An 18,827-nucleotide genomic window follows, 5' to 3' on the forward strand; every position below is an offset into this window, starting at 1 on the left:
TATTGTAAGAGAAGGGCTATTTACATTACTTAAATTATTTTACAATGTGAATTGGCATTCCAAGAGCAACTTCAGCTGCCTCCATTGTGATTTCACCTAATGTTGGGTGAGCATGGATTGTTTGAGCGATATCTTCAGCTGTCATTCCAGCTTCGATAGCTAAACCAATCTCAGAAATAATATCAGAAGCACCTGCACCTGCAACTTGAGCACCTACAAGAAGACCATCTTCTTTACGTGTTACAAGTTGTAGGAAACCGTCAGTGCTGTTTAATGATAATGCACGACCGTTAGCAGCGAATGGGAACTTAGATACAGTTACAGTCATTCCAGCTTCTTCAGCTTGTTTTTTAGTGTAACCAACAGATGCTAGTTCTGGATCAGTGAAGCATACTGCAGGAATTCCGATGTAATCGATAGCTGATGCATGGCCACTAATTGCTTCTACAGCTACTTTACCTTCGTAAGAAGCTTTGTGAGCTAATGGTGGTCCAGGAACGATATCACCGATTGCATAGATGTTTGGTACATTTGTACGACATTGCTCATCGATTTCGATGATGCCGCGGTCAGTCATTTTAACTCCAACTTGCTCAAGACCGATTTCTTGAGTGTTTGGACGACGACCTACAGTTACTAATACGTAGTCTGCTTCTACAGTTTGGATTTCACCTTTAACTTCAAAGCTAACTTTTACGCCAGTTTCTGTTTCTTCAACGCCTTTAGCCATAGCTTTTGTATGGATATTTACGTTACCTTTTTTCTGTAGAGCACGTTTAACAACAGAGCTCATAGCTTTTTCGAAACCAGCTAAGATTTCGTCGCCAGCTTCTACTACAGTAACTTCTGTACCGAAGTTAGCATATGCAGTACCTAATTCCATACCGATGTAACCGCCGCCGATTACAACAAGTTTTTTAGGAATTTCAGGTAAGCTTAAAGCACCTGTAGAGTTGATAACACGTTTAGAGTATTTGAATCCTGGAATTTCGATTGGTGTAGAACCAGTTGCAAGAACAGCATTTTTAAACGTATAAGTTTGAGCTGCATCTTCAGTCATAACGCGTAATGTATTAGCATCTACGAAGTAAGCTTCACCGCGAATGATTTCAACTTTGTTACCTTTAAGAAGGCCTTCAACACCGCCAGTTAATTTCTTAACTACGCCGTTTTTCCATTCTTGAACTTTTGTAAAGTCAACTTTTACGTTTTCTGCAGTAATACCCATGTCATCAGAATGCATTGCATTCTCATAACGATGACCTGCATTGATTAACGCTTTTGAAGGAATACATCCAACGTTTAAGCATACGCCACCAAGGTTAGCTTTTTCAATGATTGCTACCTTTTGACCTAATTGTGCTGCACGAATTGCCGCAACGTATCCACCAGGACCTGCACCAACAACGACTGTATCTAATTCAATTGGGAAATCTCCTACTACCATTGTTATTACGCCTCCATTACTAATAATTGTGGGTCATTCAATAGACGTTTAATTTGGTTTAACGCTTTTTGAGCAGTTGCACCGTCAATTAAACGATGGTCAAAGCTTAGAGATAATGCTAATACTGGAGCTGCAACGATCTCACCGTTTTTCACAACTGGTTTTTCAGCGATACGACCGATACCAAGGATTGCTACTTCTGGGTGGTTGATAACTGGAGTGAACCATTGTCCACCTGCAGAACCAATGTTTGTAATTGTGCAAGAAGCACCTTTCATTTCAGCTGGAGCTAGACGACCTTCACGTGCTTTACCAGCAAGATCATTGATCTCGTTAGAGATTGTGAAGATAGACTTACGATCTGTATCTTTAACAACTGGTACTAATAGACCTTTGTCTGTATCAGCTGCGATACCGATGTTGAAGTAATGTTTATGAACTACTTCTTGAGATGCATCGTCTAAAGAAGTGTTTAACATTGGGTATTCACGTAATGCAGATGTTAAAGCTTTAACAACGTACGGAAGGTAAGTTAATTTAATACCTTTGTCAGCTGCTACTGCTTTGAACTTCTTACGGTGAGCAACAAGTTCTGTTACATCTACTTCATCCATTAATGTTACGTGAGGAGCTGTGTGTTTAGAGTTAACCATTGCTTTCGCAATCGCTTTACGGATACCACTCATTTTCTCACGAGTTTCTGGATATTCACCAGCTGGGATTGGTTGTGCTTTTGGTGCTTCTTCTTTCGCTGCTGCTGGAGTAGCTTCTACTGCTGCTGGAGCCTCAGTTGCTGCTACAGTTTGTCCACCATTTGCAAATGCATCGATGTCAGCTTTTACGATACGGCCATTCTTACCAGTACCAGCTACTTTATGAATGTCTACACCTTTTTCACGAGCGTATTTACGAACAGATGGCATAGCAATTACGCGCTCATTTACTACTTCTGCAGTTGCTGCTGGAGTAGCTTCCGCTGCTGGAGCTTCTACTGCTGCTTCTTCAGCTTTTGGAGCTTCATCATGATCGTCACCTTTAAATTTAAGGTTTTCATATCCAGGAGCATCAAATTTAATTAATGTATCTCCTACGATTGCAACTGTTCCTTCTTCTACAAGTACTTCAAGTACTTTACCTTTAACAGGAGAAGGGATTTCTACTACTGCTTTATCATTTTGTACTTCAAGAAGTACATCGTCTTCGTTTACTTCATCGCCTGGTTTAATAAACCATTTTACGATTTCACCTTCGTGGATACCTTCACCGATATCTGGTAGTTTAAATTCAAATGCCACGGAATTCAGCCCCCTGATTCATTTCATTATTATGGAATATGTACAAAAGAAACCAGCATGTGCTGATTTCTTTTGCACATGAAAAGCTAAAAATTAGAAGTTCATTACTTTGTTTACAGCTTCAACAATATCTTTGTGGTTTGGTAACCATACGCTCTCTGCTTGAGAGAATGGGAATACTGTATCAGCAGCTGCAACACGTACAACTGGAGCTTCTAAGTTTAAGATTGCACGGTCGTTAATTTCCGCTACAACGTTAGCTGCAATACCAGCTTGTTTTTGAGCTTCTTGAACTACAACTACGCGACCTGTTTTTTCAACAGAAGCGATGATTGTTTCGATATCTAATGGTTGAACTGTACGTAAGTCAACAATCTCTAAAGAGATACCTTCTTTTTCAAGTTCTTCAGCAGCTTTTAATGCAGCGTGAACCATAGCACCGTAAGCGATAACAGATACATCTGTACCTTCACGTTTGATATCAGCTTTACCTAAATCAATTGTGTAATCACCTTCTGGTACCTCTTGACGGAATGAACGGTACAATTTCATATGCTCTAAGTAGATAACTGGATCGTTGTCACGAATCGCAGAGATTAAAAGACCTTTAGCATCGTATGGAGTAGATGGAATAACAACTTTTAGACCAGGTTGTTGAGCCACTAATCCTTCTAAGCTATCAGCATGTAGTTCAGGAGTATGAACACCACCACCGAATGGAGAACGAACTGTTACTGGAGCAGTCCAACGTCCACCAGAACGGTAACGCATACGAGCTAATTGACCAGAAATTGAATCCATTACTTCATAAACGAAACCGAAGAATTGGATTTCTGGAACTGGACGGAATCCTTCAAGTGCAAGACCAACTGCAAGTCCACCAATACCAGACTCTGCAAGTGGAGTATCCATTACACGATCTTCACCAAATTCAGCTTGTAAACCTTCAGTAGCACGGAATACACCGCCGTTTACACCAACGTCTTCACCAAATACAAGTACGTTAGGGTCATTTTTCATTTCAACGCGTAAAGCATCAGTGATTGCTTGAATCATTGTCATTTGAGCCATGGCTTACTTCGACTCCTTTTCTTTGTAGATTTCATATTGTTCAGCTAAGTTGTAAGGCATTTTTTCGTACATGATTTCCATTAAATCAGTTACTTTTTGTTTTGGAGCTTGGTCAGCCTTAGCAATTGCTTGTTTGATATCTTCTTTTGCTTCTTCGATTACTGTCTCTTCAACTTCTTGAGACCATAGGCCTTTAGCTTCTAAGAACTTACGGAAGCGTACGATTGGGTCTTTTTGTTCCCATTCGTTTTCGATATCTTTTGTACGGTAACGAGTTGGGTCATCACCAGCCATTGTATGTGGACCGTAACGGAATGTTAAAGTCTCGATTAAAGTAGGGCCTTCGCCATTTACTGCGCGCTCACGAGCAAAAGCAGTTGCTGCGTATACAGCTAATGGATCCATACCGTCTACTTGAATTCCGTAAATACCTGCTGCTACTGCTTTTTGTGCTACAGTTTTAGCTGCAGATTGCTTTTCTACTGGAGTAGAGATTGCATAACGGTTGTTTTGAACAACGAAGATTGCTGGAGCTTTGAATGCACCTGCAAAGTTCATACCTTCGTAGAAGTCACCTTGTGAAGCACCACCGTCACCAGTATAAGTAATTGCAACAGATTTTTTACCACGTAGTTTCATACCTAACGCAACACCAGCAGTTTGGATGATTTGCGCACCGATAATGATCTGTGGAGCTAATGCATTTACATTCTCAGGCATTTGGTTACCCATGAAGTGTCCACGAGAGAATAAGAATGCTTGGTATAATGGTAATCCGTGCCATACTAATTGTGGTACATCACGGTATCCTGGTAAGATGAAGTCTTCTGCTTCAAGTGCGAAATGACTTGCTAATTGAGAAGCTTCTTGTCCAGCTGTAGGTGCGTAGAAACCTAAACGTCCTTGACGGTTTAAAGAAATAGAACGTTGATCTAATACGCGAGTATACACCATACGACGCATTAATTCTTTTAATTGATCATCAGATAATTCAGGCATAGCTGCTTCATTCACAACTTCACCGTTTTCATTTAAAATTTGTAATGTTTCAAATTGAGCTGCGATAGCTTTCATTTGCTCATCAACATTAAATAGGGTCTTTTTTGTTTTAGTACCCATTCCGTTCACCTCTTCCTCTCTTGAACCATATTCTGAAACGCTTTCACTGGCTATTTTCCAGTTTAAAAAGCGCAACGATGTAAACCAACATGTTTGTATGTCGGTTGAGAATAATTTTGTGTACCTAACAATCTGTACTAATGTTTTTTCAGAAACATATTAATACAATCTTGATCACGTTTTTTAGTTTACAACTATTCTAATTACGATGTCAATTACTTTGAATACGTTTTTTTATAAATAATATGCAGGTTTCTACTACACAAACGTGTTTTTATTTTTTACATCTGTATTAGTAAGCATTGACCTACTGTTATATTATTCCCTTTTTCACTTATTTTTTCTCTTAGAATAATATGTAAACGATTTAATTCTCTTTAGTTTTTCTCTCTTCGTAACAAAAATATACAAACTACTCTTCCTTTTTTAGGTAAATACCTATACATTTCTACCCTCTCTTCCATACATTATAGTAACCGCAGTATTAGCGGGAAATGATAAAGGAGGTCATCTCATGTACGGATACTCATATTGCTATCCAACTTGTTCATATCCTTCCTACGGTTATGGCGGTTCTTGTGGCGGGTCTGGACGCGGCTTCGCCTTAATCGTTGTGTTGTTTATTCTTTTAATTATCGTTGGTGCTGCTTGCATTCGCTAATGTAAAACGAAACAACTATGGAAAGAAAAAGACGGCTTTGCCGTCTTTTTCTTTTTATCACATACATAACTACTCTATAATAGAACAATTTCCAAAATGCCTTCCCTTTCTTGCCGATGACTTTTTCCATCTCCTTTGGTAGACTAAAGAGGAAAGGAGAGATTACATATGCTTACAATGAAAGATGTTATTCGCGAAGGAGATCCTATTTTGCGCAACGTTGCAGAAGAGGTGTCATTACCGGCAAGCGAAGAAGATACAACTACCTTAAAAGAAATGATTGAATTCGTAATAAATAGCCAAGATCCTGAAATGGCTGAAAAATATAGTTTACGCCCTGGAATCGGATTAGCGGCTCCGCAAATCGGTGTTTCAAAAAAAATGATTGCAGTTCATGTAACCGATGCGGATGGTACATTATATAGCCATGCATTATTCAATCCAAAAATCATTAGCCATTCTGTTGAACGTACATATTTACAGGGTGGTGAAGGCTGTCTGTCTGTAGACCGCGAAGTACCTGGTTATGTTCCTCGTTATACAAGAATTACAGTAAAAGCAACTTCTATTAACGGAGAAGAAGTAAAATTACGTTTAAAAGGTTTACCAGCAATCGTATTCCAACACGAGATTGATCATTTAAATGGCGTTATGTTCTATGACCATATCAATAAAGAAAATCCTTTTGCCGCTCCTGATGATTCCAAACCTCTAGAGCGATAATAATAAAAAGGCGGAAGTTAATCTTCCGCCTTTTTATTATGAAATGGGTTCCATATTCACTTATAGCAATCCAGCCCACTTTAGTCCATGATATATACCGTCTTCATTAACATCCTTTGTCACATGATTTGCAAGTTTTTTCAAGTCTTCATGGCCATTTCCCATCACAATACCTGTGCCAACGGCTTCGATCATTTCTAAATCATTTAAGCCATCTCCAAATGCATACACTTGATCACGATTAAAACCTAACTTTTCAATGTATTTCTCAATTCCTTTTGCCTTAGAACCACCATTCGGAATGATATCCATTGAATATGCATGCCAACGAATAAAATGAAAATCTGGATAATGATTAATAAACTTTTCCTCTTCATTTACTTCACAAAAAAGTAGTGTTTGATAAATATTACGTTCCTCATAAAAATTAGGCTCATATGCTGGATGCTCAAAGTTTAAGCTTCCAAAGCCTTCTTTCACATAATCATGATATTCCACTGATGCTCTCATATCTTGATGGTCAAGATATACAAGTGGATATCCTTCTTGTTTTGCAAACTGAGTAAACCTATGTAAAGCATCTGGATGTAACGGATTATTAAATATTACCTCATCTTCAAAGACAACATATTGTCCATTAAAACTAACATAATTATGTATATTAAGTTCCCTGCGAATATCTTCGAACATAAATGGCGCGCGCCCTGTCGCAATTGCTACATGTACACCTTTTTCTTGTAACTGTTTTACTGCATCTCGTGTAGATTGCGGAATTTTTTTATCATGATCTAATAATGTTCCATCAATATCAAAAAAGACAATTTTATCATTCATTTGTCAAAATCCTTTCTGGCACTCTATATTCCTATTTTGAATATCACTTTTCAAATTCTAAAAAAAAGTATAACATATTAAACATCTGTGAAGAAAGCGTTCCCTTTCTGACCTTATTTGTAAACTTTGCATATATATATATTAGTAAAACATGTAGATACTTGTTCGGATGAATTTTCTTTTCCATTCTTCCTCATACTATACCTATAACTAACGGCTACTGATCGTTACTATAGAATAACTTTCACTGTATGGGAAAGGACAAGATTCACCATTCACTTTTGTCCTATCTCTTATATCAGAGATAGAGTTTTCACTAGTAATAGGCATGTTTAAAATAAGGAAAGGAAGGAGTAATCATGCTGAAGAAGCTGAAGAAAAAGCTCAAGCGTTATTTAAACGGTCTAGTCCGTAAAAAGACAATCGCTTAAATTGTGCCCATTTCGGGCTTTTTCTTCATTCTCATTCGAAAAAACATGAAAATCGTGACTGTTTGCTTTATAATAAGTAACAGATAATGCAAAACATAGACAAGGAGAGGTTTTCCAAATGATTTTTAAAGTATTTTATCAAGAAAAATTAACTGAGGTTCCAGTACGTGAAAATACAAAAGTTTTATATTTAGAGGCTACGTCTGAAAAGGATGTTCGTACAAAGTTAAATAAGTTCGCATATAATATCGAGTTTGTTCAGTCTGTTACTGGCGCTCATCTTGAATATGAAAAAGAAAACGCTGATTTAACATTAGCGGAAATCGTATAGCGATATGAAATTTCTAAAAAACGACCAAGTTGCTGTATTTGCTCTCGGTGGGCTTGGTGAAATCGGTAAAAATACATACGCTGTTCAATTTCAAGATGAAATTATTATAATTGATGCTGGAATTAAATTTCCAGAGGACGAACTTCTCGGAATCGATTATGTAATACCAGACTACACTTATTTTGTGCGAAACGAAGATAAAATTAAAGGGTTATTCATTACACATGGTCACGAAGATCATATCGGCGGAATCCCTTACCTATTACGTCAAGTGAACATTCCAATTTACGGCGGAAAATTAGCAATTGCACTCATCAAAAATAAATTAGAAGAACACGGCTTACTTCGTAAAGCAAAACTTTACGAGATTCAAGAAGATGACGTTATTAAATTCAAAAAAACGTCTGTATCCTTCTTCCGTACAACTCACAGTATTCCAGATTCGTACGGCGTTGTTGTGAAAACACCTCAAGGTCAAGTTGTTCATACTGGTGACTTCAAATTTGACTTCACACCAGTTGGTGAACCAGCTGATTTAACAAAAATGGCTGAAATCGGTAAAGATGGCGTACTATGTCTATTATCTGATAGTACGAACAGTGAAGTTCCAAACTTTACTATGTCTGAGCGTCGCGTTGGTGATAGCATTCAAGACATTTTCCGTAAAGTAGAAGGACGGATTATATTTGCAACCTTTGCATCAAATATCCACCGCTTACAACAAGTTGTTGAAGCTGCTGTTGAAAACAACCGTAAAGTAGCTGTGTTTGGTCGAAGTATGGAAGCAGCGATTGAAATTGGACAAAACCTTGGTTATATTCGTTGCCCGAAAGATACATTCATAGATGCATCTCAACTAAACCGCTTACCAGCTAATAAAGTTGTTATTTTATGTACAGGTAGTCAAGGTGAACCGATGGCAGCACTTTCACGTATTGCAAATGGTACACACCGCCAAATTCAAATTATTCCTGGAGATACAGTTGTTTTCTCTTCTTCACCAATTCCAGGAAATACAATTAGCGTAAGTCGTACAATTAACATGTTGTACCGCGCTGGCGCTGATGTAATTCACGGGAAACTTTCAAATATCCATACAAGTGGACACGGTGGACAAGAAGAACAAAAGTTAATGTTACGTCTAATTAAACCGAAGTACTTCATGCCAATTCATGGTGAATATCGTATGCAGCGTATGCACATGAACATAGCAAATGATTGTGGCATCCCTGAAGAAAATTGCTTCATTATGGATAATGGCGATGTTCTTGCTTTACGTTCGGATGAAGCTAGCGTAGCTGGAAAAATCCCATCTGGTTCGGTCTACATTGATGGAAACGGTATTGGAGATATTGGCAATATCGTATTACGCGATCGTCGTATCCTTTCTGAAGAAGGACTTGTAATTGTAGTTGTAAGCATTGATATGAAAGAATTTAAAGTTGCAGCAGGACCTGATATCATCTCACGCGGTTTCGTTTACATGCGTGAAAGCAGCGATTTAATCAATGATGCACAAACATTAATTACAACTCATTTAGAAAAAGTAATGGAGCGTAAAACAACACAATGGTCTGAAATTAAAAATGAAATTACAGACACATTAGCCCCATTCCTATATGAGAAAACGAAACGTCGTCCAATGATTTTACCAATCATTATGGAAATATAAGAAAAAGGACAATGCCATGAAGGCATTGTCCTTTTCTTTTCTCTTATCTTAAAAAGTGTTTAAATCGATCCACTTCATCGTCATGACCAATGACAATTAATATATCTCCTGCTTGAATATTCTCCGTAGCTCGAGGGGATACGATAACTTCTTTACCTCGTTTAATTGCTACAATATTCAATCCAAACTTCGCACGAATATCTAATTCAATTAAAGAGTGCCCATCAATTTTTTTATTCGCAATAATCTCTACAATACTATGCTCATCTGAAAGCTCAAGGTAGTCTAGCACATTGCTTGATGCAATATTATTAGCAATCCTTTTTCCCATATCACGTTCTGGATGCACAATATGATCTGCACCTATTTTACTTAACACTTTTTCATGATAATCATTTTGAGCTTTTACAGTAATATTTTTTACCCCCAACTCTTTCAAAATCAAAGTCGTTAAAATACTTGAATTTAAATTATCTCCAATAGCAACGACTACGTGATCAAAATTTCGAATACCAAGGCTTTTTAATACCATCTCATCTGTTGAATCTGCAATTACAGCATGCGAAGCTATATTTGCAAATTCATTAATTTTATCCTCATCTGAATCGATTGCCATTACTTCCATGCCTAATTGAGCTAGTTCTCGGCAAATACTTCCACCAAAGCGACCAAGTCCAATGACAGCAAATTCTTTTTCTTTCTCACCCACAAGAATTCCTCCAATAACTTCAAGTACTATTTATTTTCAGTGTAACACACTTTATATGCGTCACAAAAACTATGATTAGCTCTTATTTTTGTTTTTGTATATAAAAATATTGTTGCAAGTAAAAAGCGATACCAACAAGTAGCATAGCAAATACAAATATATTTCCAAAAGAACTAAATGTTTCAAAAACGAATAATAATGTTTCTTGACCAAAAAAGGCAAATAGAAGCTGTGTGAATGCAAATAACAACGCCCATATGTAATGATGTTGATGGAATAAATAATGCGTTGCACCTAAAAAAGCAATAAACGAAAAGATAAAGATCCACCAATTTTCTAAAAATAGTTGCCAATTAGAAAATTGATATCCATTTACTAATATCGCAATAAGCGCGATAACTGCCATCGTCGGCACACTCCAAAATAATGCCCGTCCTCTAAAGAAACGAGTGCCTTTAACATCTCCTTTTTCATGTGCAATATATGTTAGTACTACTGTGCTTATATACAAAACAGAAAGAATTGTTAAAACGATAATAAGCCAAAAATGTAATTGATAATATTCATGCTCTATATTTGTCACGATTGCAGCTAACATGCACGGAATTAACATTCCCGTCCAACCATCTACTTTTCTTTCATTCCAAAAGACCGTATTACCAATCCTTATTCCTAACAACATAAAAATAATGATACCCAATACAAATAACGTAGTTTTATTCCCTACTAAACTCGTTGAGAAAGCAATTAATCCAATAAATAAAAAGAGCACAAACCCATTCATAATTTCTAGTACAGGTGATAAATATCTCTTCACCCATTTGTATGTTTCGTCATATTCATTATTATCTACTAGACGATAGGCATAAAAACTTATCCCAAAATAAACCGCCGCAATAATAACATACGCATATAAGACGAAACATAAAATCGCACTGCTAATTTGCACGTAATTCCCCACCCTTTTTTCTATGTTTCACATTGATTTTACACACTTTTCATACTAAAAGTAAACATATATAAGTTAGTCAAATAATTAATAATGAGCAGTGGCTAAACCCCCTGCTCATTATTAAAACAGTACAATTAACTTTAATTCTTCCATTTGTATGTAAATGTCTAAAATCAATCTATACGAGCGTTACTTACACCTCAGAACAAAAAGTTTTTTGGAACCTTCAAGAGAGCGGAAGTTTTATTTTCTATTCCCTTTCCACTTTACATATTGGCTTAAAAATGTGATTGCCTTTTCAATCACTTCTTCGTCTGGTTTTAATTTTGCATGATGTAAACCATATTCTGAATTTACTCCAAGCCAAAACATAAATCCAGGGATTTCTCGAAGCATATAACCAAAATCTTCACCCGTCATTGCCTCAGTACATGTAATAACATTCATATCAGTTTGTTTATGTACAAATTCCATAAACTCTCTCGTTAACTCTTCATGGTTATATACTTGATGATACATTGCTCCGTAATCTATAATCGCCTCACACTGGAAAGAAGCTTCGATACCTGCAACAATTGACTCAATTCTGCTTTTCACACGCTTCATTGATTCCACTGATAATGTTCGAATCGTTCCTTCTAAACGAGATTTTTCTGCAATAATATTTTGAACCGTACCACCTGTAATTTTCCCGATTGTAATTACTGCACTATCAAGAGGATTTACATTGCGACTAATAACGGATTGAAGCTGTGTAACAAGGTGACTCGCTGCAACAATCATGTCATTTGCAGTATGCGGATAGGCAGCATGGCCACCTTTCCCTTTTAAATCAATATATAATTCTGAAGTATTGGCAAATAACAGTCCTTCTTTCGTTGCAATTGCCCCCACAGCGTATTCTGGTGCAATATGAAGACCAAGAATTATATTTGGTTTCCATTCTTTTAACTCTTCACTTTCTAACATAGGAAGAGCACCGCCTGGTCCTTCTTCTGCTGGCTGGAATAGAAATACAAGGTCATCATCTATTCTTTCGCTCACAGCTTTCGTTAGAAGGCCTAAACCGATTGTTGTATGTACATCATGGCCACATGCATGCATCATTCCTTCATGAATAGAAGCAAACTCGTATCCAGTTTCCTCTGTAATTGGTAAACCGTCTATATCTGCACGATAACCTATTATTTTTTCGGGATTTTTTCCATTTACTTTAACGATTACACCCGTTTTCCATGTCTTCACTTCCACAAATTCATGAGAAAGTGTTCCTATATAATCTAAAATATACTGTTGTGTTTTCCATTCCTTAAATCCGATTTCTGGAATTCTATGTAAATCCCTACGAATTTGGATAAATTTGCTTACTGTCATTTTTGCACCTCTATCTATAAAAAGCGTAAGAGCCCATTTACGCTCTTACGCTTTTTTTACTTTTTATTTCTCTGGGTTTAATTGACGAAGCTCTTGTTTGATTTCTGTTTTTGCTTTTGTCTTCTCATCAATTTCTTTAATTACACGTGCTGGAGTACCTGCAACAACTGTGTATGGAGGCACATCTTCTGTTACAACAGCTCCTGCTGCTACGACTGCACCTTTCCCTACTGTAACACCCTCTAAAACAACCACGTTTGCACCGATTACTACATCATCTTCAACGATAACTGGTTTTGCAGAAGGTGGCTCAATAACACCTGCAAGTACAGCACCTGCACCTACGTGACAGTTTTTACCGACTGTTGCACGTCCACCAAGTACTGCGTTCATGTCGATCATAGAACCTTCACCAATTACAGCACCAATGTTAATTGTTGCATTCATCATAATTACAGCGTTGTCACCAATTTCAACATGGTCACGAATAATAGCACCTGGCTCGATGCGAGCTTTAATACCTTTTAAATCAAGCATCGGGATTGCAGAATTACGACGATCGTTTTCTACAACGTAGTCAACGATGTGCTTATTATTCTCATCAAGAATTGTCTTAATTTCAGACCATTCTCCGAATAATACACCTGACTTTTTATTCACAAATGCTTGTACTGTTTCAGGGAATGTTACTTCTTTTAAATCCCCTTTTATGTATACCTTTACAGGAGTTTTCTTTTCACTTTTTTGAATAAACGAAATAATTTCGTTAGCGTCCATCATTTTCATTCTTGTTGCCTCCTAAATCCATTTATAATGTTACTCTACCAAACGAAAGAGCGAGTAGCAAGATAATAATCTTATTTTTCCCTTTGAATTTCTTCTATAATTTCTAAAAATGCTTGTACTTGCTTCAACTGCCTTGCCGAGTCACTTGTTAACAACCATGTTTCTCTCGTCAGTTGAACAGGTGTTTTATACATATTTTCCTGTACTTCCTTTAAAACAGTAGAAGGTAAAAGGGCATAACCTATACCATTTAAAACAAGTTGTTTACATGTTTCAATTTGGTCAACTACAATCGTTCGCTTAGGCGGATTAGAAAATAAACCATACCACCAATTTTGTATTTGTCCATAATAAGTCGAATCACTTTTAAATTGAATGAACGGCCTATTTGTTTCTTTTAACATCGAAATATCTTTTATTTCTTTATCAACTAAATACAGTTCATCTTCAAATAATTGTTGCTTCTGACCTTTATATTCTTGTGTTCCCCTCAGTATAGCAACATGAACGTCTCCTTCATAAAACTGCTTTTGCACTTCACTACTCCATCCAGTAAACAGCGATATCTTGACAGAAGGATATTTATGCACAAACTTTTTCAAAACAGGAGGGAGCCAATATTGACCAATAACTGATGCAACAGCTATTTTTAACGTTCCATGAGTTTCCGTTCTGAAAACAGCTAGCTCACTTTTTATATCTTCTTCCCTTTGCAACATTTCTTTAGCATAATTTGCAACTTTTTCCCCTTCAGGTGTAATTGTCAATCCTTTTTGTGAGCGAATAAAAAACTTCATTCCCCATTGTTTCTCCATAGATTGTAATCGTTGACTCAGCGCAGGTTGGGAAACAAATAAACGTTCCGCCGCTTTTCTCATATTTGATTCCTGAGCTAACACAACCATCATTTGAAAATCATCAATTTGCAACTTTCTCCCTCTTTCCTTAGCTTCCATACACCTTATTTCAATAAGCTTTTCATCCTTAATTTACCCGAATGCTTTCATTCAAAAAATACAATTGTCCAGCGCAAACTTTCCTTATGTTTTATGTCTTTTTAAATATAATACATACACAAGTGATATGCACGAAAAAAAAGTGACTTCTTCGTTTCTATGAAGTCACTTTTCTTACGTTATCGATTATGTTGCCTTACTTTCTTATTCAACAATTTTAAAATAGCCCGACGTGTTAAAATCCCCTCAAAATAGCCTTCTTCATTAACAGCGCAAATAAAAGGATGATCAATTGTCATTTCTAAAGCTTTTGCAAATGAATCGTCTAATTTAAGAACAGGTATATCTTCTTTCATCACCTGCTCTACTTTCATATCATCGAGTCTTTCAAACTCAATACGTTCTAATCCTAACATACCATCTAATATCATGGCAGTACTAATCAAACCATGTAGTTTATACATTGGATCTAAGACAGGTATCGCCGAATATCCAGATTTCACAAGAACGAGTAAAGCATGTTCTAAACTATTTCCAATTTGGACATGAGCTACTTTTTCCGATGAAATCATTAAATCCTTCACAAGAATTTGTTGAAATTCGTCTTTCGGAATACTAATCATATTACATCCCCCATTTTCCCTTTTTCCTGCTTATGTTCACAACTCTATTCACATTTTATGACAGCGTTTTCATATTATTATTTTGTCCTAAATTTATTTCAATAAAAATACAATCACACAGCTATTTTAGCATACAGCACAAAAAAAAGACTACCATTCCGGTAGCGCTTAATACCCTTTATTTTTTAATCTGTAAAATAACCTTGTGATTTTTTTATATTGCATCACATCTGTCTGTTTCAAACCATTCTCAATATCTGTAAGTTCCACAGCTAAAATTTCACTTGCGTAATTTTGCTGAAATAAAATATCTAGTAGTAAACTTTCTTCTTCCTTCGTTAAAACAACTTCCCTTTGCATATACCCCTCTCCTTACACTCGCATCGTTACTCTTATTATATAAAAAATTCAACCTATTTAATAGATGTAATATTCAGTTTTTATTAAAAGATATGTAGCAATCGTATACATACAAAAAAATCATTTCGTATATCGATTTGCATAGCTAAACGCCGCATAAGCATCTGGCTTAATTTTTGCAGTTAATCCCATCGCTCGAATTTTTTCTGTCATATCTAAAATAAATTCTTTTGTTAAACCATCATTCCCAATGTCTAAATGAATTTCCATTATGAATCCAGCCCCATCTTGAGCATAAGGATGCAATAACTCCCATATTGTTTGTATATGAGTAGGCGTAAATAGACATGCGATTTCTTGACTAAACTGCGTTTCTAAATATATTTTCTCACGTAAGGTTGCCGGCTTATCTTTTACTGATCTATGGTGTAAACAGCCCCAGGCACCTTTTCCAACACGATGAATATGGATTGCTGTAATAAACCTCGTATCCTTTTGATGCGCTTGTGAGTCTGTCCCAATGGATAATCGATATAAATTTCGCGGATCCTTTTCAATGAAACTACAAATACGGTTAAAGACCATATCAAAATTTAAATGTCTCTCTGAAACATTGTAAAATTTATGTGCACCGTCCACAGAGTCACGTCCTTTCAATTAGACAGACTTTTCGTATTCTCATTGTATGGGACAAAAACTAAAATTATAACTTCCTATCCTTTATTCGTTTCAATATTTCGAATTACAAAGTGACAAACTTGGCACGTATAAATTACATTTTGATTAGATTGAGCCGTTAATACATGAATAATCTCAGCAGAACTTTGACAATTAGGACAAATCACAACTGGTAAACGTTCCATACGATAACCTCCTAGTTATATTTCTCCCGCTATTTGCAGAACCCAGCGATTGTGAGAAGTTTAGCTTCACATATTCACCCGGTTGACGGGACTCATTTTCCACATGGATAAGCAAACTTGCACAGATTAAAATTTCATTTTAATACCATTGTAGGAAAAATAAAAAACTTCTATACATTCCACTAGAAAGTAATAGAACTAAAAAAGGTACTGCCACATGGCAGTACCTTTTTTATATGTATCAAGAAATGATATCGTAAATCTCAATTGCAACCATGTCGATATTATCGAATTGATACACTTGAGGTTTTTCACCTTGTTGATACACTTCTAACTCATACATTTCACTTTTATCGAAAAATTTCACGCTACATTTGCGCTCACCGTTCACTTCAAAATAGCGTTGTGCTACTTCACCGCTTTCAGCTTGTTCTTGTAGACTAACAAGTCGAGTTAAAATTCCTTGGAGTAGAGACATGAAATCTCTCCTTTCTCTGATCTTCCTACCAATAGGTTTTACAGCTATACTCATTCTATCCGTCATAACAGAAAAAATGTTCCACACTCTAGGATAAAGGTTATTGGCCAGAAACTCAACTAAAAATTTGTCGAAATGCGAAGGAAAAAACAGAAAGAACATATTTCCCCTTCTTTATTGCGGTTTTTATACTGGAAGAATATAATAAAAAACAGAAAAAAGGAGGAATAACAATGAAAAAAATTGAGGTTTATACACAACCCGATTGTCCGCCCTGTGTTATTGTGAAAGAATTTTTGAAGCATAATAACATTGCATATGAAGAATTTGACGTAAAAAAAGACGCTGCTGCTCGCAATCGTCTTTTATACGACTATGATTCTTATTCAACTCCAACAGTCGTAATTGATGGCGAAGTAGTTGCAGGGTTTCAAATTGAAAAGTTACAACAACTACTCAATATAGAATAGGAATAGGTAAATACCTATTCCTATCCTTATCCCGCTATTTGTAGGTAGTAAAACTCCTACCCCAAATTTAGCTACAGCAAAGAAGTTAGATGGAAGAGTAATCCCTCCCACTGATTAAAAGTTTCACTTTATAATTGTTGCAACCTTTTTATTTCAGTTAAAAGTTCCTGACTTTCATGATATCCTGCTAGCTTCCATTTATCTTGATCCCTTTTCAATGTTACAATTTGATACTGTCCACTTTTTGTCCGCTCATATACATATAAATTTTTATGTTCTTCATCATACGACATTTTTGTTTCTGAATTAAAAGAAAACGGTGCTTCTTTTGCCGGAAGTAAATATTCACCACTTTGTTTATCACTTCTGCTATTTTCATCTGTAAATACTTGAAGGAAATTATCTGTAAAATACGGTGATAACGTCTCTATCATCTTATTCATCGGCAAATGCTTCCCACGAATTGAAAACTGGGTTTCATAGCCTTTTTGTATCGTTGTAAATACTTCTTTCCGATCGACTTCCACTTCCTCTTTTCCTAAAACAGTCGTAACACTATAACCAACTAGAAAGGCAACACATACAAATAGAACAAGCCATATTCCATATTTCCTCATTTTTTCACCTTCCTTTTAAAAGAACTTGTCTTTGTAGTATTCATTGTAACAATGATTATGCAAAGAAAGGACAGATTTCGTTCGTAAAATCTTTACAACGATAGACAGCATTTTCATCACCATTTTCACTATTACCAATTTATGATAAAAACAAACAAAAAATGCACGAATCTCTTCGTGCATTAAAATAAAACATCTTCTTCATATAAATATTCATAAGATAAATCTATAAATAAAAAGTTGTCATCATCAATCGGGAAGGAAAATGTTCGTACCATTTCTCCCGTTTCAATATCTGCATATAAATCTGAAAGCCTCGCCTTATTCTCAAAACGCATTTTCATGATATTCTCGAGAAAATACGGGCGCCAACTCCAGTTCTTCATATAATAATCCGGCATCACAATCCATTCTCCATCTTTTTTCATAACATTTCCTGATTGTTGGAAACCATCTTCATTACAAATAAATATACGAAAACTACACTGTGATACACTTTGACTAAATTGTAATAACCAATCATTTATATCTTCATTCTTTTTTTGTTTTGATAAAACATCGCCAATGCGATCGCGTAACATCTCTGTTAAATTATAAATTTTTTGTAACTTCTTCTTTTCATGCTGAATAAACTGATGACATTCATTACCTAGTCGCTCTTTCAAAACATTCGTTTCAATAAAATCAGGTAAACATTCTTTCAAATAATTACCTTGATAATATCTTCCGCCGTTCTTCCAAGCATATTGCAGTTGATAAAAAGCATCTATTTCTTCATATAACAAAGTTGCACCAATTCTTCTAGCAAGTAATGATAAAGAATATAAAATATCTTGATAAGATTGTAAAAGTGCTGTTTGCCTTAAGTTCGTTAAATCTACTTTTAAAATATCAGGTGCTAACACGCTAATACGCTCTAAATTACTTGTGCCCGTTCCGACTTTATTAATCGAAATTTGAATACCATATGTACGATAATACATAAGCAAATGATTAAATTGCTCTATATCTTCTTTACATTCATGCTCTGTAATCTCTAAAACAATTTGTTTTAA

The 18,827-nt window shown here is 35.9% G+C and carries 22 protein-coding genes; 5 read left to right on the forward strand and 17 right to left on the reverse strand.

Annotation, left to right across the window (positions count from 1 at the left end):
* Positions 1-34: 34 nt before the first annotated feature.
* From lpdA to pdhA, 4 genes are all read right to left on the reverse strand, one after another.
* The gene (gene lpdA / locus ACQGS6_RS11235; RefSeq protein ID WP_000260104.1) at positions 35-1,447 is read right to left on the reverse strand and encodes a dihydrolipoyl dehydrogenase; all 1,413 of its coding nucleotides are present in this window, start codon (positions 1,445-1,447) and stop codon (positions 35-37) included.
* A gap of 5 nt (positions 1,448-1,452) precedes the next feature.
* Positions 1,453-2,742, reverse strand: a complete 1,290-nt coding sequence (gene pdhC, locus ACQGS6_RS11240) for a pyruvate dehydrogenase complex dihydrolipoyllysine-residue acetyltransferase (RefSeq protein ID WP_000863419.1) — start codon at positions 2,740-2,742, stop codon at positions 1,453-1,455.
* Between the two features lie 93 nt (positions 2,743-2,835).
* Positions 2,836-3,813, reverse strand: a complete 978-nt coding sequence (gene pdhB, locus ACQGS6_RS11245; RefSeq protein ID WP_426965143.1) for a pyruvate dehydrogenase complex E1 component subunit beta — start codon at positions 3,811-3,813, stop codon at positions 2,836-2,838.
* Positions 3,814-3,816: 3 nt separating this feature from the next.
* Complete coding sequence (gene pdhA, locus ACQGS6_RS11250; protein WP_000536895.1) at positions 3,817-4,932, reverse strand: pyruvate dehydrogenase E1 component subunit alpha; 1,116 nt, start codon at positions 4,930-4,932, stop codon at positions 3,817-3,819.
* 514 nt (positions 4,933-5,446) lie between these two features.
* Here pdhA and ACQGS6_RS11255 point away from each other — a divergent pair.
* The gene (locus ACQGS6_RS11255; protein WP_000274562.1) at positions 5,447-5,593 is read left to right on the forward strand and encodes a YjcZ family sporulation protein; all 147 of its coding nucleotides are present in this window, start codon (positions 5,447-5,449) and stop codon (positions 5,591-5,593) included.
* A 168-nt stretch (positions 5,594-5,761) separates the two neighbouring features.
* Positions 5,762-6,316, forward strand: coding sequence for a peptide deformylase (def, locus tag ACQGS6_RS11260; protein ID WP_000957048.1), 555 nt, complete (start codon positions 5,762-5,764; stop codon positions 6,314-6,316).
* Between the two features lie 60 nt (positions 6,317-6,376).
* Here def and ACQGS6_RS11265 read toward each other — a convergent pair whose 3' ends face one another.
* Positions 6,377-7,150, reverse strand: a complete 774-nt coding sequence (locus tag ACQGS6_RS11265) for a Cof-type HAD-IIB family hydrolase (protein ID WP_000998279.1) — start codon at positions 7,148-7,150, stop codon at positions 6,377-6,379.
* Positions 7,151-7,699: 549 nt separating this feature from the next.
* On the opposite strand from ACQGS6_RS11265, the gene ACQGS6_RS11270 reads away from it, so the two are divergent.
* Both ACQGS6_RS11270 and rnjA read left to right on the forward strand, forming a co-directional pair.
* Entirely contained in the window at positions 7,700-7,912 is a 213-nt protein-coding gene (locus ACQGS6_RS11270) for a DNA-dependent RNA polymerase subunit epsilon (protein WP_000576435.1), read from the forward strand.
* 4 nt (positions 7,913-7,916) lie between these two features.
* On the forward strand, positions 7,917-9,584 hold the full coding sequence (gene rnjA, locus ACQGS6_RS11275) for a ribonuclease J1 (RefSeq protein WP_000670377.1): 1,668 nt from the start codon (positions 7,917-7,919) through the stop codon (positions 9,582-9,584).
* A gap of 43 nt (positions 9,585-9,627) precedes the next feature.
* Here rnjA and ACQGS6_RS11280 read toward each other — a convergent pair whose 3' ends face one another.
* The 10 genes from ACQGS6_RS11280 to ACQGS6_RS11325 all read right to left on the reverse strand — a co-directional run bounded on the left by ACQGS6_RS11280 (position 9,628) and on the right by ACQGS6_RS11325 (position 16,685).
* Entirely contained in the window at positions 9,628-10,293 is a 666-nt protein-coding gene (locus tag ACQGS6_RS11280) for a potassium channel family protein (RefSeq protein WP_000504032.1), read from the reverse strand.
* Between the two features lie 82 nt (positions 10,294-10,375).
* Positions 10,376-11,242, reverse strand: coding sequence for a cytochrome c oxidase assembly protein (locus tag ACQGS6_RS11285; RefSeq protein WP_001167321.1), 867 nt, complete (start codon positions 11,240-11,242; stop codon positions 10,376-10,378).
* A 246-nt stretch (positions 11,243-11,488) separates the two neighbouring features.
* Positions 11,489-12,619: an N-acetyldiaminopimelate deacetylase gene (locus ACQGS6_RS11290; protein WP_326318336.1), complete on the reverse strand. Its 1,131-nt coding sequence runs from the start codon at positions 12,617-12,619 to the stop codon at positions 11,489-11,491.
* Between the two features lie 63 nt (positions 12,620-12,682).
* Positions 12,683-13,405, reverse strand: coding sequence for a 2,3,4,5-tetrahydropyridine-2,6-dicarboxylate N-acetyltransferase (gene dapD / locus ACQGS6_RS11295; protein ID WP_000783241.1), 723 nt, complete (start codon positions 13,403-13,405; stop codon positions 12,683-12,685).
* Positions 13,406-13,476: 71 nt separating this feature from the next.
* The gene (locus ACQGS6_RS11300; protein ID WP_001987174.1) at positions 13,477-14,361 is read right to left on the reverse strand and encodes a LysR family transcriptional regulator; all 885 of its coding nucleotides are present in this window, start codon (positions 14,359-14,361) and stop codon (positions 13,477-13,479) included.
* Between the two features lie 179 nt (positions 14,362-14,540).
* Positions 14,541-14,984, reverse strand: a complete 444-nt coding sequence (cbpB, locus tag ACQGS6_RS11305) for a cyclic-di-AMP-binding protein CbpB (protein WP_000623579.1) — start codon at positions 14,982-14,984, stop codon at positions 14,541-14,543.
* 168 nt (positions 14,985-15,152) lie between these two features.
* Positions 15,153-15,344 carry an antirepressor AbbA gene (gene abbA, locus ACQGS6_RS11310; protein WP_001188692.1) on the reverse strand — a complete coding sequence of 64 codons (192 nt, stop codon included), beginning with the start codon at positions 15,342-15,344 and terminating at the stop codon, positions 15,153-15,155.
* Between the two features lie 120 nt (positions 15,345-15,464).
* Positions 15,465-15,983, reverse strand: coding sequence for a ribonuclease H-like YkuK family protein (locus ACQGS6_RS11315; RefSeq protein ID WP_000348489.1), 519 nt, complete (start codon positions 15,981-15,983; stop codon positions 15,465-15,467).
* Positions 15,984-16,057: 74 nt separating this feature from the next.
* The gene (locus ACQGS6_RS11320) at positions 16,058-16,207 is read right to left on the reverse strand and encodes a hypothetical protein (RefSeq protein WP_000440540.1); all 150 of its coding nucleotides are present in this window, start codon (positions 16,205-16,207) and stop codon (positions 16,058-16,060) included.
* A 241-nt stretch (positions 16,208-16,448) separates the two neighbouring features.
* Positions 16,449-16,685 (reverse strand): YkuJ family protein, encoded by a 237-nt coding sequence (locus tag ACQGS6_RS11325; RefSeq protein WP_000055151.1) that lies wholly within the window; start codon positions 16,683-16,685, stop codon positions 16,449-16,451.
* Positions 16,686-16,918: 233 nt separating this feature from the next.
* On the opposite strand from ACQGS6_RS11325, the gene ACQGS6_RS11330 reads away from it, so the two are divergent.
* Positions 16,919-17,155 (forward strand): glutaredoxin family protein, encoded by a 237-nt coding sequence (locus ACQGS6_RS11330; protein ID WP_000717870.1) that lies wholly within the window; start codon positions 16,919-16,921, stop codon positions 17,153-17,155.
* Between the two features lie 128 nt (positions 17,156-17,283).
* On the opposite strand, the gene ACQGS6_RS11335 is transcribed toward ACQGS6_RS11330, so the two are convergent.
* Both ACQGS6_RS11335 and ACQGS6_RS11340 read right to left on the reverse strand, forming a co-directional pair.
* Positions 17,284-17,772, reverse strand: a complete 489-nt coding sequence (locus ACQGS6_RS11335; protein WP_001233804.1) for a DUF3993 domain-containing protein — start codon at positions 17,770-17,772, stop codon at positions 17,284-17,286.
* A 182-nt stretch (positions 17,773-17,954) separates the two neighbouring features.
* Positions 17,955-18,827, reverse strand: an 873-nt coding sequence (locus ACQGS6_RS11340) for an EAL domain-containing protein (RefSeq protein WP_426965146.1), incomplete at its 5' end; no start/stop codon positions are given.

Origin of the sequence: Bacillus sp. GMs2/2, assembly GCF_050172095.1 — a bacterium.
In the GTDB taxonomy this organism is placed as follows: Bacteria; Bacillota; Bacilli; order Bacillales; family Bacillaceae_G; genus Bacillus_A; species Bacillus_A cereus.

Bases quoted from the DNA above. Each gene is read 5' to 3' on its own strand.
- lpdA (WP_000260104.1), bottom strand. From the start codon at position 1,447: ATGGTAGTAGGAGATTTCCCAATTGAATTAGATACAGTCGTTGTTGGT.
- pdhB (WP_426965143.1), bottom strand. From the start codon at position 3,813: ATGGCTCAAATGACAATGATTCAAGCAATCACTGATGCTTTACGCGTT.
- pdhA (WP_000536895.1), bottom strand. From the start codon at position 4,932: ATGGGTACTAAAACAAAAAAGACCCTATTTAATGTTGATGAGCAAATG.
- ACQGS6_RS11255 (WP_000274562.1), top strand. From the start codon at position 5,447: ATGTACGGATACTCATATTGCTATCCAACTTGTTCATATCCTTCCTAC.
- def (WP_000957048.1), top strand. From the start codon at position 5,762: ATGCTTACAATGAAAGATGTTATTCGCGAAGGAGATCCTATTTTGCGC.
- ACQGS6_RS11265 (WP_000998279.1), bottom strand. From the start codon at position 7,150: ATGAATGATAAAATTGTCTTTTTTGATATTGATGGAACATTATTAGAT.
- ACQGS6_RS11270 (WP_000576435.1), top strand. From the start codon at position 7,700: ATGATTTTTAAAGTATTTTATCAAGAAAAATTAACTGAGGTTCCAGTA.
- rnjA (WP_000670377.1), top strand. From the start codon at position 7,917: ATGAAATTTCTAAAAAACGACCAAGTTGCTGTATTTGCTCTCGGTGGG.
- ACQGS6_RS11290 (WP_326318336.1), bottom strand. From the start codon at position 12,619: ATGACAGTAAGCAAATTTATCCAAATTCGTAGGGATTTACATAGAATT.
- dapD (WP_000783241.1), bottom strand. From the start codon at position 13,405: ATGAAAATGATGGACGCTAACGAAATTATTTCGTTTATTCAAAAAAGT.
- ACQGS6_RS11300 (WP_001987174.1), bottom strand. From the start codon at position 14,361: ATGGAAGCTAAGGAAAGAGGGAGAAAGTTGCAAATTGATGATTTTCAA.
- cbpB (WP_000623579.1), bottom strand. From the start codon at position 14,984: ATGATTAGTATTCCGAAAGACGAATTTCAACAAATTCTTGTGAAGGAT.
- abbA (WP_001188692.1), bottom strand. From the start codon at position 15,344: ATGCAAAGGGAAGTTGTTTTAACGAAGGAAGAAGAAAGTTTACTACTA.
- ACQGS6_RS11320 (WP_000440540.1), bottom strand. From the start codon at position 16,207: ATGGAACGTTTACCAGTTGTGATTTGTCCTAATTGTCAAAGTTCTGCT.
- ACQGS6_RS11325 (WP_000055151.1), bottom strand. From the start codon at position 16,685: ATGTCTCTACTCCAAGGAATTTTAACTCGACTTGTTAGTCTACAAGAA.
- ACQGS6_RS11330 (WP_000717870.1), top strand. From the start codon at position 16,919: ATGAAAAAAATTGAGGTTTATACACAACCCGATTGTCCGCCCTGTGTT.
- ACQGS6_RS11335 (WP_001233804.1), bottom strand. From the start codon at position 17,772: ATGAGGAAATATGGAATATGGCTTGTTCTATTTGTATGTGTTGCCTTT.